This is a genomic window from Sinorhizobium saheli, assembly GCF_001651875.1.
Classification (GTDB): Bacteria; Pseudomonadota; Alphaproteobacteria; order Rhizobiales; family Rhizobiaceae; genus Sinorhizobium; species Sinorhizobium saheli.
The window spans coordinates 80,487-94,196 of the sequence record NZ_LNQB01000061.1 but is presented as its reverse complement, the minus strand read 5'-3'; the positions used below and the strand labels follow the sequence as shown (position 1 = coordinate 94,196).

The following is a 13,710-nucleotide window of genomic DNA, read 5'->3' as shown; positions in this document are numbered from 1 at the left end:
TTGCAAACGCAGTAATCAGGAATAGGATGATGTCGCATTTCTAAGTTGACTACTTTGTCTCATCTTTAAATAGCTGTGACATCGTTTGTAGCCGCAAAGTTAAAGTGTCCTGTTCCTGCAAAGTAAGAATGTCACTCTCTCCGCGTTTTGATGATGTGGGAGATTGCGGATGGGATTGATTGCGATGAGCGAGCGCGATCTGCAGCGGATTGAGGTTTTGTCGAAAGTGATCGCCGGACGCATGACGTTGGTTTCGGCGGCGCATGTGCTTGAGCTGAGCACCCGCCAGGTTCGCCGGTTGCTGGAGCGGATTGAGACGAGCGGCGCGGCGTCGATCCGGCACAAGGCGATCGGTCGCCCATCGAACAATCGGATCAGCGACGGCGTGCGCGATTATGCCATGGCGATCGTGCGCGAGCGCTATGCGGATTTTGGTCCGACGCTGGCGGCCGAGAAGCTTGCGGAGCTTGATGGTCTGACGGTGTCGCGCGAGACCTTGCGCCAATGGATGGCGGAGGCCGGCCTGTGGCTGTCGCGCAAGCAGCGCCGCACGTTTCATCAGCCGCGGCTGCGGCGCGAGGCCTATGGCGAGTTGGTGCAGATCGACGGTTCCGAGCATCGCTGGTTCGAAGATCGCGGTGATCCCTGTTCGCTTCTGGTGTTCATCGACGATGCGACCGGCAAGCTGATGCAGTTGCGCTTCGTACGCTCGGAAAGTGCATTCAGCTATTTCGAGGCGCTGGAACTCTATCTGAAGGCGCATGGTGCTCCGGTCGCCTTCTATTCCGACAGGCATTCGGTGTTCCGGGTGGCGAAGAAAGACGCCAAGGGCGGCCAGGGCATGACCCAGTTCGGGCGTGCGCTTTCAGAGCGAAGGATCCGGTGGTCATCGCGCGGCGGCAGCGGTCGCTGGCAAGACTGAAGGCGGTCGACGTCCGACGTAGCGGATATAATCCCGACATGCTAAAGCGCCTGCATGGGAACGCTTGCGCTTAATGATAGCCTGTTTGAGTACCAGTGGGCCTCAGACGTCGAGTTCGATGGTATTCGGTTGGAAGTGCTCGCCGAGAATGGCGAAACGCTATTCGACATCAGCGTGCCCGAGCTTGGTCCCACTATGGTCAACACCTTCGCGCGAGAAGTCGAAGCAGACCTAATCGTAGCAGCTCTAGCAATTGCTCAGCAGCGCAAATAGCTACCTTTCGCCCGAAAGACGGCCACCAAGCGTCAGAATGTCACCACTAGAATCATCCGCCGCCGACCGGCTGCGCAACCCTGGCCAGCTCCTGTTTCATTGCAGGCAATGCCGCGCTGCAGATTCTGCTCGGGCACATGGCCGAACGGTTCGGCTCGGCGCGGACCATGTTGTTCTGCGCCCTGGCATCGCTCGCCGGCTGCCTCCTGCTGACGTCGACCTTCAGTTCGTGGCTCGTCTGGCCGCTCGTTTTCGTCTGGGGCGGGGTGTCGTTCGGCATCTACACCGTGTCGCTGATCCAGCTCGGGGAGCGTTTCAGCGGCCAGGCCCTGATCGCCGGCAACGCCGCCTTCGCTCTGGTATGGGGCGTCGGCGGCATCGTGGGCTCGCCCGCGACGGGCCTTTCGATGCAACTGATCGGACATCAGGGGCTGCCGTGGTCCCTCGGCCTGCTGTGCTCTGTATTGGTGGTATTTTTGATCGCGGAAAGCGGCGGGTCTGATCGAGCCCGCACGAGAAACGCCGAGCGTCAGGCTGAATTCCATGCCCATCAATGCGCGGTATAGGCGCCGTCGACCGCGTGATAGCTGCCGGTGATGAAGCTCGCCTGCTCGGACAGAAGGAAGCACACGAGGGCCGCGACCTCTTCCGGTCTCCCGCGCCGGCCCATCGGTTGAAGCGACTCCAGGCGTCGGCTGGTCGCGAGTTCTGAATGTTCCGACAGAAGCGGTGTTTCGATCCAGCCCGGCCCGACGGCATTGATGCGGACACCGAGCCTTGCATATTCGATTGCAGCCGCCTTCGTCAGTCCGACGACGGCATGCTTGGTCGCCGTGTAGGCCGAAGCGGTCGGCAAGCCGACAGACCCGAGAATCGACGACATGTTGACGATGGCGCCGCCGCCGCTTTTCAGCATGGCGGTGATCTCGTGTTTCATGCAGTAGAAGACGCCGTTGAGGTTGACGTCGATCAGCCTGTGCCACTGTTCGAGCGGATAGTCCGCCGTCGCTCTTCGCGGCCCTTCGATCCCCGCATTGTTGACCGCAAGGTGCAAGCCGCCGCACTCGCGGGTGGCGAACGCGACCAGTTCCGCGACGGCGGCGGCATCGGCAACATCGACGCAGTAGTCGCGGGCATTTCCCCCGTTCGCGCGAATCTCGGCCGCCACGCTCTGAGCTGCATTGGCGTCGAGGTCGGCGACGACGATTTCGGCGCCCTCGCCGCCGAGTTGCCGGGAAATGGCCGCGCCTATTCCGGAACCGCCTCCGGTGACGATCGCGACTTTCCCTTCGAAGCCGAGCTTCATCGTGTCTCCTTCCTCCCTGCCCCAGCCCAGTCGAGCAGACGGGGATGATTGTCGCAAGCGATTTCGTTCCCCGCGGCCGATCGGCTTCGTCCCGGAACGACACAATCTGGCACCGGGCGCGCTCGCCCGCACCAGCGGGACAGGCCCGGCAAGACTTGGCCGGCGCGCGCTTGGGTGTTAAACACGATTCCGGTAGGGACTCACAATTAGCTCAGCAGGTGAGAATGGAGAACGACCGTATTGCGCGCCGGGCCCTCTTGGTGGGCGGTCTGGCTCTCTTGGCCTCTGGATGTAGCTCGTGGCAACCGGCAAGGAGCCCTCGCGAAGCCAGAACGCGTATAGCCCCGCAGTTCCGGCGACAGGAAGTGGCCTATAATGGCGGCGAGCCACCGGGGACGATCGTCGTCGATACTGAGCAGCGATATCTCTATCTCGTTCAGAACGGCGGTTCAGCGCTTCGGTACGGAATCGGCGTCGGCGAACAAGGGCTTACGCTCAAGGGAAGGGCGAAGATCGGCCGCAAGGCGGAGTGGCCGTCCTGGACACCTACGTCGAACATGATTCGGCGCAAGCCATGGCTCGCGCAGTATGCAGGCGGGGTCGACGGCGGGCTTCATAATCCGCTGGGAGCGGCCGCCCTCTACCTTTACCGCGGCGGAAACGACACTATGTTCCGCTTGCACGGAACGAACGAACCCTGGACAATCGGCCAGGCGGTATCGAGCGGATGCGTGCGCCTGACGAACGAAGACATCGTCGATCTCTACAGCCGTGTCCCCGTGGGGACCTCTGTGCTGCTGATCTGATGGTGTTTCCCCTAATTTTTCGGTATAAATAACTAAGCCTTGTGTTTTCAGGCGCGGTTGATAACCCGGTAACCATAAAGCGGATATCAAGTGTGTCCTTTCTGCACTAGGCCCGGGCGCAAATCGCCACTATTACTTGGAGTGTTGCCTTCGATAACCCATTCCGAATATTGAGGAAAGGACTTCTTGATGAGCAGAATTCTAGTCGTGATGATTGCGTTGCTTTCGATTGCCGGTCTCACCGCGTGCGATACGATCGGCAAGGGCAAAGGCAAGGCCCCGCCGCCTGCAGAGCCAGTAGCAGCAGAGCCTGCGCCGGTTTATAAGTAACAGGTGACTTTGTGCCGTGGGGGTTCTCCCCCCACGGCACGTTTCAAGGCTGGATCGGCCGCGAGATTGACGGCGCAGGGACGCCTATAGCTCCCGAGGCCGGCCCGAAGTCTGACTTTCAGAACTCGGCAAAACAGAGCTGAAGTAATAAGATGACGCTTGTACGAGCCCGTATATCGCTTGTCGTCTTGCTCGCATCCGCGGCAGCAGCATGCCAGACGCAAGATAAAGCCCCCCTACCCGCTTACGTGTCGACCAGCCCGCACGGGCCGGCTAAATTGGCGTCGCAAACGCGAGAGCAAGGGTATTTCATCGAATTTCGTTCCCGCTATGCGCTCAGCTATGGCCACACCTACGTGATCTTCGGGCGTACGAACAAGGCTGGCGCGGTCGTCGAACGCGAGGTCGCCGGGCTCGCTCCGGCAACCCTCGATCCAACGCCCTACGTCCTTGGCCATTTCGTGCCGGTCCCGGCCGAGACCGGCGCGAGCGACGGCGACCTCGAGGAAGAATATCGCTCCGCAAGCTGGCGCGTCATGCTGACGGAGGCGGAATATCGGCAGGTCGTGGCCTTCATCCGGAAACTGAAGGAGAAGTCGCGCTTCTGGCATGCGTCGATGTACAACTGCAATGCCTTCGTGGCGGACATCGCGCGCTCCATGGGATACAAGACCCCGAGTATCTGGCTCAGGCCGCAAGAATTCGTTACAAGGCTTCGGGAGATGAACGGCGGGTGAGAGCGGTCGGTTATCCGGCTCGCCGCCTAGACCGAATCGATCAAACGACATCGTGCTTCGAGACATCGGCTGAAGTGGGTTTCCCCTCCATCTTCGATGCGAATGACCGCGGTCGTGGATGGTAAAGGACTTGGGAACTAAACATGTCGGTATCCTCCATTGGCGAGATCGCCTGGGTCCTCGGGATCGTCGCCTGGTACTTCATCCGACGGCCGTATGAACGCCGGGCGAAACGGGTGCGTGTCGTCAGCCACCGCCGCTCGCGCTCCGAGATTGTCGGGCTTGGCGCCGCCCTCCTCGGCCTTGCGATCATTCCCGGCTTTTACGTCGCGACCGGCATACCGGAAGCGGCCGACTACCCGGCCCGCGCCTGGGCGGTAGCCATCGGGGCGCTTACTTTCCTCCTGGCGATGTGGGTGTTTCGCAGAACCCACAAGGAGCTTGGCCGCAATTGGTCCATCACATTGGAGATTCGCGACAAGCATGAGCTGATTCGGGGCGGCCCCTACGCGCTCGTTCGCCATCCCATGTATACGTCCTTCATGCTCATGGGCGTCGGCCAGGCGTTTCTGTTGTCGAACTGGGTTGCGGGACTGGCGGGCCTGATCGGCTTTGCCGTCCTCTTCCTTCTAAGGGTGGACGAGGAGGAGCGGATGATGCTGGAAATGTTCGGCTCCCAGTATCGCGATTACATGGAGAGAACCAAGCGAATCATTCCTTACATTTACTGACGCGCATCCGTCAGACGGCCGCGCTTCCGATGCGCAGGCGACTCCGCAGCACTTTGAATAGCCGCAGGTTATCTTTAAAGGAGAGATTGAAGGAAACGTGCAGCAGGTCCTGAACCTGGAGGTGGCATAATGCGAGGCCGAGCCCTCAAGCTTTCGGCGCCAAGGCGCCTCGTCGGAGATCTCATGAGGTTCTCGATCCGCGTTCCGCGGGTCACCGTTCAGCGGCGGATGGATCTCGGGCCGCTCCTCAAGGCGAGAATGGCGCAGCAGACCAGACCCTCCTGGACCGCACTCTTTTTGAAGGGATACGCGCTGCTCGCGCTCGAGACCCCCGAGCTCAGACGCGCCTATGTGAAGTTGCCGAGACCGCAGCTCTACGAATATCCCGGAAGCGTCGCGTCGATCGCCTACGAGCGTGAGCATGAGGGCGAGCGCGTGGTGCTGTTGAGTCCCATCAAAGAGCCCGAGCGCCGTTCGATTGCGGAGCTGACATCGTCGATCCGGGCGGCGCGGACACGGCCCCTGCTCGAGGTCAAGGAGTTCCGGCGTGCCCTTAAGATTGCCCGCCTTCCCGCGCCGATCAGATGGCTGCTCATGTGGCTCGGGCTGAACATCGGCCGGCAGCGGGCGCGGCATTTCGGCACCTTCCAGCTTTCGGTCTATTCCGGGCTCGGCGCGGAATCGCTCAATCCTCTCACCCCCCTGACCACCCTCCTCAACTACGGCCCGATCGACGAGAATGGTTCGGTTACCGTCCGCATCCTTTACGATCACCGGGTCATGGACGGCGCCAATGTCGCACGCGCACTGGAGCGGTTCGAGCAGATCTTGAACGGCGAAGTCACCGCGGAGGTGCAGGGTCTTGCGGACGACAGGCTTGTTCCCGCAGCTGCTGTTTCGGGAGCAAGGCCATGACGCTGCGCGGCGGGGCCCGGCCTTCCGTGGTCGTCGTGGGCGCGTCCCGCGGCATCGGGAAAGCGATCGCTGAAGTCGCCGCGAGGGACGGTGCCGTGGTCGTGCTGGTGGCGCGTTCCGCCGAGGATCTCGCCGCGGCGGCTGCCGACATCGGGAAGGCGGGCGGTGAGGCGTTCACGGTTGCGTTGGATCTGTTGGCCCGGGATGCGGGGAGCCGCCTCGAGGATTTCCTGTCCGCAAGCGGCCTATACTGCGAGGTGCTGGTCAACAGCGCCGGTTACGGCATGCGCGGCGGCGCAACGCTGCTGCCGCTCGGGGACCAGCTTGGCATCGTCGATCTGAACATCCGCGCTCTGACCGATCTCACGCTGCGCCTTCTGCCGGGAATGGTCGCGCGCGGCCGCGGCGGCGTGATCAATCTCGGCTCCGTCGCCAGCTTCACCCCCGGCCCCTACATGGCGCTCTATTATGCCAGCAAGGGTTTCGTGCGCTCCTTTTCGGCGGCCCTGCACCAGGAACTGCGCCGCACCGGAGTGACTGTCACCTGCGTCGCTCCGGGACCGGTATCGACGGAGTTCCTCGCGACCTCTGGCGCCAATCGCGCCGCCCTCTTCAAGGTCCTGCCGAAGCTGGATGCCGCTTATGTCGCCGAAAAGGCGTGGCGCGGTTTCAAATCGGGCCGCCGTCTCGTCATACCGGGGGTCGCTTCCAAGCTGACGATTCTCCTGGCGACGCTGATGCCCTCCGCGATCATGCTGCCGCTGATCGGTCGCCTGCAGCGCAGGAGCAAGGATCCGTGCCCCTGTGGTTCGGGCAAGAGCTTCACGGCGTGTTGCGGCGCCCGCCGTGGCGCGCGAAGGATGGTTCCCGGCAGCGGATGACATCGCCGGCGGGACCGAAAACCCTCCGCTTCGCCTCTATCGGCACAATCACGCAATTATGATTGCTGCATTAGATAATCAAGAAATTCAGAGATTGCCTTGAAATCATTAAGCATCTGAGCGCTCGTTGCTTGAAACGTGCCGCTTTCGGGGCAAAGTTGCGCTTATCAGGGCAATCGGCAGGGCTATCCTTGCGAAAGTAGTCCCGATGGAGGCCCGGACGTGAGGGCGGTCGCTGTCGCACTCTATGTCGCACTTGCCAGCGCCGCTTTCGCGGATGAACCCGTTGACACCGCAAAGTCCATCATCCGTGCCCAGATCGAGGCCTTTCTCGAGGACGATGCGGATACGGCCTATTCCTTCGCTTCGCCGGCGATCCGGGCGAAGTTTCCGGATAAACAGATATTCCTGGAGATGGTCAAGCGCAGCTATCAGCACCTTTATCGGCCCGGTCACTTCGCCTTCGGTCGATCAAAGGTCGTCGGCGAGGAAGTGATCCAGGAGGTTCTGATCTCCGGATGGGACGGCAAGGACTGGACGGCGATCTATGATCTCGTCCGGGACCCGGACGGCAGCTACAAGGTCAACGGCGTCATCATGGTGCAGACCGCACCCGGCCCGGAGCTCTGAGCCGTCATTTTATTCCCGTCTCCCGTCACACCGGCGGGAGATCACCGCGCTGCCAGCCTTCGATAGTCTCGGCCATGAAATCGGCAAAACGCCCTTCTTCGATCGCCTTGCGGATGTCGGCCATCAACTCCTGGTAATAGGCGAGATTGCTCCAGCTCAGGAGCATGCCGCCGAGCGATTCATTCGAGCGGATCAGGTGGTGCAGGTAGGCACGCGAATAATCCCGCGTCGCCGGGCAGGAGGATTGCTCGTCGAGCGGACGCAGATCTTCCGCATGCCGGGCGTTGCGCAGGTTGATGCGGCCGTAGCGGGTGAAGGCGAGGCCATGGCGGCCGGAACGGGTCGGCATCACGCAGTCGAACATGTCGACGCCGTGGGCGACCGACTTCAGGATATCGTCCGGCGTGCCGACGCCCATCAGGTAGCGCGGCTTTTCCGCCGGCAGCGCCGGGCAAGTCACGTCAAGCATGTCGAGCATGACCTCCTGCGGCTCGCCGACCGCGAGGCCGCCGATGGCGTAGCCCTTGAGGTCCAGTTCCTTGAGCACCAGCGCCGAGCGCTCGCGCAGCTTCGGAATGTCGCCACCCTGTACGATACCGAACATCGCCTTGCCCGGCTGGTCGCCGAAGGCGAGCTTGCAGCGTTCCGCCCAGCGCAGCGACATCTCCATCGCCCGCTCGATCTCGTTGGGCTCGGCCGGCAGCGCGATGCATTCGTCGAGCTGCATCTGGATGTCGCTGTCGAGTAGCCCCTGGATCTCTATCGAGCGTTCGGGCGACATGTGATGGATCGCCCCGTCGACATGGCTCTTGAAGGTCACGCCCCGCTCATCGAGCTTGCGCAGCGCGGAGAGCGACATCACCTGGAAACCGCCGCTGTCCGTCAGGATCGGCCCCTGCCAGCGAATGAGGTTGTGCAGGCCGCCCAGCCGTGCCACGCGTTCGGCGCCGGGGCGCAGCATCAGGTGATAGGTATTGCCGAGAATGATGTCGGCGCCGAGCTCGCGCACCTGATCGAGATACATGGCCTTGACCGTGCCGACGGTCCCGACCGGCATGAAGGCGGGCGTCCTGATCATCCCGCGCGGCGTCGAAATCTCGCCACAACGCGCCTTGCCATCGGTCGCCAGGAGCTTGAATTGGAACGTCTCGTTCATCTAGTCTTTCCGAAACAGCAGGCTTGAATCGCCATAGGAATAGAAGCGGTAGCCGGTCGCAATGGCATGCGCATAGGCCGCGCGCATCGTATCGAGCCCCGCGAAGGCCGAGACCAGCATGAACAATGTCGACCGCGGCAGATGGAAATTCGTCATCAGCATGTCGACGGCGCGGAAGCGATGGCCCGGCGTGATGAAGATGCCCGTCGGCCCCGACCAGGGGAGTATCTTGCCTTCCTTCGTTGCCGCGCTTTCGATCAGCCTCAGCGATGTCGTGCCGACGCAGACGATGCGGCCCCCGCGCGCCCGAACCGCGTTCAGCTTCTCGGCCGTCGCCGCATCCACATGGCCGATCTCCTCGTGCATCACGTGATCGTCGGTGTCGTCCGCCTTGACCGGCAGGAAGGTTCCGGCTCCGACATGCAGCGTCACGAAGTGGCGCTCGACGCCGGCCTCATCGAGCCTGGCGAACAGCCGCTCGGTAAAATGCAGGCCGGCGGTTGGCGCCGCTACCGCGCCCTCTTCCCGCGCATAGATCGTCTGATAGTCCGCTCGATCACGAGCGTCGTCGGCGCGCTTGGAGGCAATATAGGGCGGCAGCGGGACATGGCCGACGGCCATGATCGCTTCGTCGAGCACCGGGCCGGAAAGATCGAAGCGAAGCGTGACTTCGCCGGCGTCGCCCTTCTCTTCAACGGTGGAGTCGAGCGAACCGAGAAGGCAGGCATTGCCGCCGTGACCGAAACCGATCCGGTCGCCGGGCTTGAGCCGCCGCGCCGGACGCGCGAAGGCCTTCCAGCGGTCGGGCGCGACACGCATGTGCAGCGTCAGCGACACCGGTGTGCTTATGTCTTCACCGCGCCGACGGATGCCCTCGAGCTGCGCCGGGATGACCTTGGTGTCGTTGAAGATCAGCGCGTCGCCCGGTCGCAGGAACGAAGGCAAGTCGAGAACGCCGTGGTCGCTGAGGACCGGCTCGCCTTGCGGCCTGACGACGAGCATGCGGGCGCTGTCGCGCGGGCTCGCGGGCCTCAGCGCAATGGATGTTTCCGGCAGGTCGAAATCGAACAGGTCTACGCGCATCGAACGTATCACAACAAAGCAAACCCGCCCCGGCGGCTCTGAGCGCGTCCGGGGCGGGTCTGTGCATTAGCGCATATCAGGCGTCTGCGGCAACCCGCATCGACACGATGGAGTCAGGATCGCGCACCGGCTCGCCGCGCTTGATCTTGTCGATATTCTCCATGCCTTCGATGACCTTGCCCCAGACGGAGTACTGCTTGTTGAGCCAGGGCGCGTCGGTGAAGCAGATGAAGAACTGCGAGTTGGCCGAGTTCGGCATCTGGCTGCGTGCCATCGAGCAGGTGCCACGGACGTGCGCGGCCTCGGAGAACTCGGCCTTGAGGTCGGGCTTGGACGAACCGCCCATGCCGGCGCGCGCCGGGTTGAAGCTTTCGCTGCCGCTCTTGCCGTATTGCACGTCACCGGTCTGGGCCATGAAGTCCTCGATCACGCGGTGGAAAACGACGCCGTCATAGGCGCCTTCGCGCGACAGCTCCTTGATGCGGGCGACATGGCCCGGAGCCACGTCCGGCAGCAGCTCGATCACCACCCTGCCCTTCGTGGTTTCCATGATGATCGTGTTTTCCGGATCCTTGATCTCGGCCATGATGCTTCTCCTTCTGTTTTCAGTCTTACTTGCCGACCTTGACGCTGATCATCCGATCAGGATCTGCGACGGCGCCGTTGTTGGCGTCGTCGCCGAGCTTGATCTTGTCGACATTCTCCATGCCTTCGACGACTTTGCCGACCACGGTGTACTGCCCGTTGAGGAAGTCGCCGGGCGCGAACATGATGAAGAACTGCGAGTTGGCGCTGTTGGGATCCTGGGCGCGCGCCATGCCGAGCGTGCCGCGCTCGAAGGGAACATCGGAGAACTCGGCCGGCAGGTCGGGTTTGGAGGAGCCGCCCGTTCCCGCAAGTTCGGCCTTGTAGCCATCCTTCATGTCGCCATATTGCACATCGCCGGTCTGGGCCATGAAGCCCTTGATGACGCGATGGAAGGCGACATTGTCGTATTCGCCTGCAGCAGCGAGTTCCTTGATCCGCTCGACATGCTTCGGCGCGATGTCCGGCCGCAACTCGACGACGACAGGGCCGTCCTTGAGCTGGATCGTGAGGATGTTGTCGCCTGACTGTGCCAGGGCGCCGCCCGTGAAGGCGGCGAACGCCAGGGCGCCTGCAAAAGCGAGTTGGAGGATTTTCATGGGGTCTCCTTGCGTGGTGTAAGCTTACTTGCGCTTCGCTTCGAGCGCCTCGTAAACCGCCTTGGGGACGAAGGCGCTCACGTCACCGCCCATAGCCGCGATCTGCCGAACCAATGTGGCCGTAATGGGCCGCGAGGCCGTGCCCGCCGGCAGAAACAGCGTCTGGATGTCCGGCGCCATTTGCCGGTTCATGCCGGCCATCTGCATCTCGTAATCGAGGTCTGTTCCGTCGCGAAGGCCCCTGACGAGCAGGGTCGCGCCGTGCTTTCGGGCCGCATCGACCACCAGATTGTCGAACGACACGACGGCGATGTCCGCGGCTCTCTCCGGCAGGGTCTCGTCGAGGGCCCGGCGGATGAGATCCGCCCGCTCCTCGAAGGAGAAAAGCGGCGTCTTGCCCGGATGCAGGCCGATCGCCACGATCACTTTCGTTGCGACGTTCAACGCCTGGACGAGGACATCCATATGTCCGTTGGTGATCGGATCGAAGGAGCCGGGATAGAAAGCCGTTGTCATCGCACCAGTTTCCGTTTGGTGAAGCCTTTTGTCACGGACGGCTGCGAACCGCAAGGGTTGCGCCTTCCTTGCCCCCTGTTCCTTTAGAAACAGCGCCGTGGCGCGAATGAATGCTAGATGAACGCGACGTTCAAGCTGATTTCATACCTAAGGTTGTAGCGTGAAAGGCAGCGTAACGGGAACCTTTTTCGGGTCATGCCGTTTAATCACGGAAAGGGAGACGCCCATGGGACTTGCTCTGTTTTCGATGGTGATGTTTTTCGCAATGGTCGTTGCGACGATCCATGCCCTTCGTGACGAGGCGCGTGAAAGCGCGACGGTGACCGTCAGGTCGAGGAAAAGATGACGCGCGCGGCGATGACCGAGTGGGCGATGACCGAGTGATTGTGTTGATGTGAATGCCTCCAGAGCTTCCTCCCCGGAAGTCTAAGCGGCCCCGTTTTCTTCCCCTGACGTGGTCGCTTTTATGAGCCGGACGGTCTCCCCTGCCCGTCCGGCTTTTCTTTGTCCGGTGCAATCAGCCATCAATCTGGGAATTGTCCTGGAGCATTTTGGGGTCAGGTGGAATCACCTGACGTCGCACAAACGCGGCAAAAACAAATGGATCGAGCGGCGGCGCGAACGCATATGAGCGCATCTAACGCATGTCGGCGAAAAGTGTGCAGGGTTCTGGGACAACGACATGCACAAAACAAGGACGTGAAGCGCATCGCATGAATGCATTCAATCGCGACGCGCCTTAACGTGCAGTACGGATCAGGCGAAGCAGGCGGAAGAAGCGCCAGTTGAGCAGGACCGCCGCCGCTGCAAGCCCGAGCACGAAGCCGAACCAGACGCCGACGCCACCGAATTTCAGCGGGAAGGCAAACGCCCAGGCGCAAAGGAAGCCGATCGGCCAATAGGCGATCATGGCGAGGATCATCGGCACCGTCGTGTCCTTCAATCCGCGCAGCATGCCGGCGGCGATCGCCTGCAGTCCATCGACGAGCTGGAAGGCGCCGGCAATGACGATCAGCGGCCCGGCGAAGGCGAGAACTTCGCTCGCGTCCGGCCGGCTCGTATCGAGATAGAGCGCGGCGAGGTCGTGGGGATAGAGCGCGAAGATCGTGCTGCCGACTGCCGCGAAGCCGCAGCCGAGCGCAAGCACTGCAATTGCCGCGCGCTTGACCCCGAGCATGTCGCCGCCGCCATAGGCGAGCCCCACGCGCACCGTGCCGGCTTGCGCCAGGCCAAGCGGAATCATGAAGGCGATCGACGCGAACTGGAGCGCGATGCCATGCGCCGCGAGTTCGATGGTGCCGATCGTGCCCATCAGCAGCGAGGCGACGGTGAACAGGCTGACTTCGGCGAGAATCGTCAGCGAGATCGGGATGCCGAGATGGATGACCTCCCGGAATGCCGGCCAGTCCGGCCGCCAGAAGCGCACAAACAATTCATAGCGGTGGAGCTCCGGACGGCGGCGGATGTACCCGATCGTCAGCGCGGCGCCAAGGGCGGCGACGCCGAGGGCCGCGACGGCGGCGCCGAATATGCCGAGCGCCGGGAACCCGAAATGCCCGAAGATCAGGACATAGCAAAGCGCGACGTTGAGAACCAGGGTCGCAAGCGTCACGTAGAGGATCACCCCTGCCCGCTCGAGACCGCTCAGGAAAGCTCTGAGCACCATGAAGGCGAGGCTCGGGAAAATGGCCCATTGCGCGATGTGCAGATATTCCCCGGCGAGCGCCGCCACCTCGGGCTTCTGTCCGGCAAGAAGCAGGATCGGCTCGGCCATCCACAGGATCGGCGCCGTCAGGATGCCGTAGAGCAGCACCACCCACAGGCCCATGCGGACCGAGCGGCGCACGGACGACTTATCGCCCCGACCCTGCGCCTGCGCGACCATGGGAACAACCGCATTGGCAAAGCCGCTCCCAAAGATGAAGACCGTGAAGAAGAACTGCGTCGCAAGGATGATGGCGGCGAGCTGGACGGCTCCGAGTTTGCCGACCATGAGCACGTCGGTCGTATTGATCGCAAGCTGGGCGAGCTGCGCACCGATGAACGGGATGCCCAGCGAGATGCTGGCGCGAAAATGCGTGCCCCACGAATTGTCGGTTTGCGGAAGCACGAGGTCTTTGGTCGCGGTGAGCATCTAAAAATCCTCGCCTGCAGCGGCAATGGGGCACAGTCGAAAATGCAGGAGAGTGTTCGAATTAAAGCACCACTACGGCGAGCGCCAGCAATAAAGGGTAAGCCGC

15 protein-coding genes and 2 pseudogenes are annotated in these 13,710 nt (G+C 62.2%); 10 read left to right on the top strand and 7 right to left on the bottom strand.

Annotated elements, in window-relative coordinates; translation table 11 throughout:
* Positions 1-169: 169 nt before the first annotated feature.
* From ATB98_RS06390 to ATB98_RS06380, 3 genes and pseudogenes are all read left to right on the top strand, one after another.
* A pseudogene (locus ATB98_RS06390) lies at positions 170-880 on the top strand (ISNCY family transposase); the annotation flags it as partial.
* Positions 881-976: 96 nt separating this feature from the next.
* Entirely contained in the window at positions 977-1,195 is a 219-nt protein-coding gene (locus tag ATB98_RS06385; protein WP_066870727.1) for a hypothetical protein, read from the top strand.
* Between the two features lie 89 nt (positions 1,196-1,284).
* A pseudogene (locus tag ATB98_RS06380) lies at positions 1,285-1,683 on the top strand (MFS transporter); the annotation flags it as partial.
* Positions 1,684-1,745: 62 nt separating this feature from the next.
* On the opposite strand, the gene ATB98_RS06375 reads toward ATB98_RS06380, so the two are convergent.
* Positions 1,746-2,501, bottom strand: a complete 756-nt coding sequence (locus tag ATB98_RS06375; protein WP_066870725.1) for an SDR family NAD(P)-dependent oxidoreductase — start codon at positions 2,499-2,501, stop codon at positions 1,746-1,748.
* 224 nt (positions 2,502-2,725) lie between these two features.
* Here ATB98_RS06375 and ATB98_RS06370 point away from each other — a divergent pair, with 224 nt between their 5' ends.
* From ATB98_RS06370 to ATB98_RS06340, 7 genes are all read left to right on the top strand, one after another.
* Positions 2,726-3,307, top strand: coding sequence for a L,D-transpeptidase (locus ATB98_RS06370; RefSeq protein ID WP_066870722.1), 582 nt, complete (start codon positions 2,726-2,728; stop codon positions 3,305-3,307).
* A gap of 189 nt (positions 3,308-3,496) precedes the next feature.
* Complete coding sequence (locus tag ATB98_RS06365) at positions 3,497-3,637, top strand: hypothetical protein (protein WP_026614073.1); 141 nt, start codon at positions 3,497-3,499, stop codon at positions 3,635-3,637.
* Positions 3,638-3,789: 152 nt separating this feature from the next.
* Positions 3,790-4,374 carry a hypothetical protein gene (locus ATB98_RS06360; RefSeq protein WP_066870716.1) on the top strand — a complete coding sequence of 195 codons (585 nt, stop codon included), beginning with the start codon at positions 3,790-3,792 and terminating at the stop codon, positions 4,372-4,374.
* Between the two features lie 143 nt (positions 4,375-4,517).
* The gene (locus ATB98_RS06355; protein WP_066870713.1) at positions 4,518-5,105 is read left to right on the top strand and encodes a protein-S-isoprenylcysteine O-methyltransferase; all 588 of its coding nucleotides are present in this window, start codon (positions 4,518-4,520) and stop codon (positions 5,103-5,105) included.
* 129 nt (positions 5,106-5,234) lie between these two features.
* Complete coding sequence (locus tag ATB98_RS06350) at positions 5,235-6,020, top strand: hypothetical protein (RefSeq protein WP_066870710.1); 786 nt, start codon at positions 5,235-5,237, stop codon at positions 6,018-6,020.
* Positions 6,017-6,901 (top strand): SDR family NAD(P)-dependent oxidoreductase, encoded by an 885-nt coding sequence (locus tag ATB98_RS06345; RefSeq protein ID WP_066870706.1) that lies wholly within the window; start codon positions 6,017-6,019, stop codon positions 6,899-6,901. The genes ATB98_RS06350 and ATB98_RS06345 overlap by 4 nt, the downstream gene beginning before the upstream one ends.
* Before the next feature lie 222 nt (positions 6,902-7,123).
* A complete protein-coding gene (locus tag ATB98_RS06340) occupies positions 7,124-7,531 on the top strand; it encodes a DUF4864 domain-containing protein (RefSeq protein WP_066870704.1) in 408 nt (135 codons plus the stop codon).
* A 25-nt stretch (positions 7,532-7,556) separates the two neighbouring features.
* On the opposite strand, the gene tgt is transcribed toward ATB98_RS06340, so the two are convergent.
* From tgt to ATB98_RS06310, 6 genes are all read right to left on the bottom strand, one after another.
* Complete coding sequence (gene tgt / locus ATB98_RS06335; protein WP_066870701.1) at positions 7,557-8,687, bottom strand: tRNA guanosine(34) transglycosylase Tgt; 1,131 nt, start codon at positions 8,685-8,687, stop codon at positions 7,557-7,559.
* A complete protein-coding gene (gene queA, locus ATB98_RS06330) occupies positions 8,688-9,770 on the bottom strand; it encodes a tRNA preQ1(34) S-adenosylmethionine ribosyltransferase-isomerase QueA (protein WP_066870698.1) in 1,083 nt (360 codons plus the stop codon).
* Between the two features lie 76 nt (positions 9,771-9,846).
* Complete coding sequence (locus ATB98_RS06325; protein ID WP_066870695.1) at positions 9,847-10,356, bottom strand: peptidylprolyl isomerase; 510 nt, start codon at positions 10,354-10,356, stop codon at positions 9,847-9,849.
* A 25-nt stretch (positions 10,357-10,381) separates the two neighbouring features.
* Positions 10,382-10,954, bottom strand: a complete 573-nt coding sequence (locus ATB98_RS06320; protein WP_066870691.1) for a peptidylprolyl isomerase — start codon at positions 10,952-10,954, stop codon at positions 10,382-10,384.
* Between the two features lie 24 nt (positions 10,955-10,978).
* On the bottom strand, positions 10,979-11,470 hold the full coding sequence (gene coaD, locus ATB98_RS06315) for a pantetheine-phosphate adenylyltransferase (RefSeq protein ID WP_066870688.1): 492 nt from the start codon (positions 11,468-11,470) through the stop codon (positions 10,979-10,981).
* Positions 11,471-12,209: 739 nt separating this feature from the next.
* Positions 12,210-13,604 carry an MATE family efflux transporter gene (locus ATB98_RS06310; RefSeq protein ID WP_066870685.1) on the bottom strand — a complete coding sequence of 465 codons (1,395 nt, stop codon included), beginning with the start codon at positions 13,602-13,604 and terminating at the stop codon, positions 12,210-12,212.
* Between the last annotated feature and the right edge of the window lie 106 nt (positions 13,605-13,710).

Bases quoted from the DNA above. Each gene is read 5' to 3' on its own strand.
- ATB98_RS06385 (WP_066870727.1), top strand. From the start codon at position 977: ATGGGAACGCTTGCGCTTAATGATAGCCTGTTTGAGTACCAGTGGGCC.
- ATB98_RS06375 (WP_066870725.1), bottom strand. From the start codon at position 2,501: ATGAAGCTCGGCTTCGAAGGGAAAGTCGCGATCGTCACCGGAGGCGGT.
- ATB98_RS06370 (WP_066870722.1), top strand. From the start codon at position 2,726: ATGGAGAACGACCGTATTGCGCGCCGGGCCCTCTTGGTGGGCGGTCTG.
- ATB98_RS06365 (WP_026614073.1), top strand. From the start codon at position 3,497: ATGAGCAGAATTCTAGTCGTGATGATTGCGTTGCTTTCGATTGCCGGT.
- ATB98_RS06360 (WP_066870716.1), top strand. From the start codon at position 3,790: ATGACGCTTGTACGAGCCCGTATATCGCTTGTCGTCTTGCTCGCATCC.
- ATB98_RS06355 (WP_066870713.1), top strand. From the start codon at position 4,518: ATGTCGGTATCCTCCATTGGCGAGATCGCCTGGGTCCTCGGGATCGTC.
- ATB98_RS06350 (WP_066870710.1), top strand. From the start codon at position 5,235: ATGCGAGGCCGAGCCCTCAAGCTTTCGGCGCCAAGGCGCCTCGTCGGA.
- ATB98_RS06345 (WP_066870706.1), top strand. From the start codon at position 6,017: ATGACGCTGCGCGGCGGGGCCCGGCCTTCCGTGGTCGTCGTGGGCGCG.
- tgt (WP_066870701.1), bottom strand. From the start codon at position 8,687: ATGAACGAGACGTTCCAATTCAAGCTCCTGGCGACCGATGGCAAGGCG.
- queA (WP_066870698.1), bottom strand. From the start codon at position 9,770: ATGCGCGTAGACCTGTTCGATTTCGACCTGCCGGAAACATCCATTGCG.
- ATB98_RS06325 (WP_066870695.1), bottom strand. From the start codon at position 10,356: ATGGCCGAGATCAAGGATCCGGAAAACACGATCATCATGGAAACCACG.
- ATB98_RS06320 (WP_066870691.1), bottom strand. From the start codon at position 10,954: ATGAAAATCCTCCAACTCGCTTTTGCAGGCGCCCTGGCGTTCGCCGCC.
- coaD (WP_066870688.1), bottom strand. From the start codon at position 11,470: ATGACAACGGCTTTCTATCCCGGCTCCTTCGATCCGATCACCAACGGA.
- ATB98_RS06310 (WP_066870685.1), bottom strand. From the start codon at position 13,604: ATGCTCACCGCGACCAAAGACCTCGTGCTTCCGCAAACCGACAATTCG.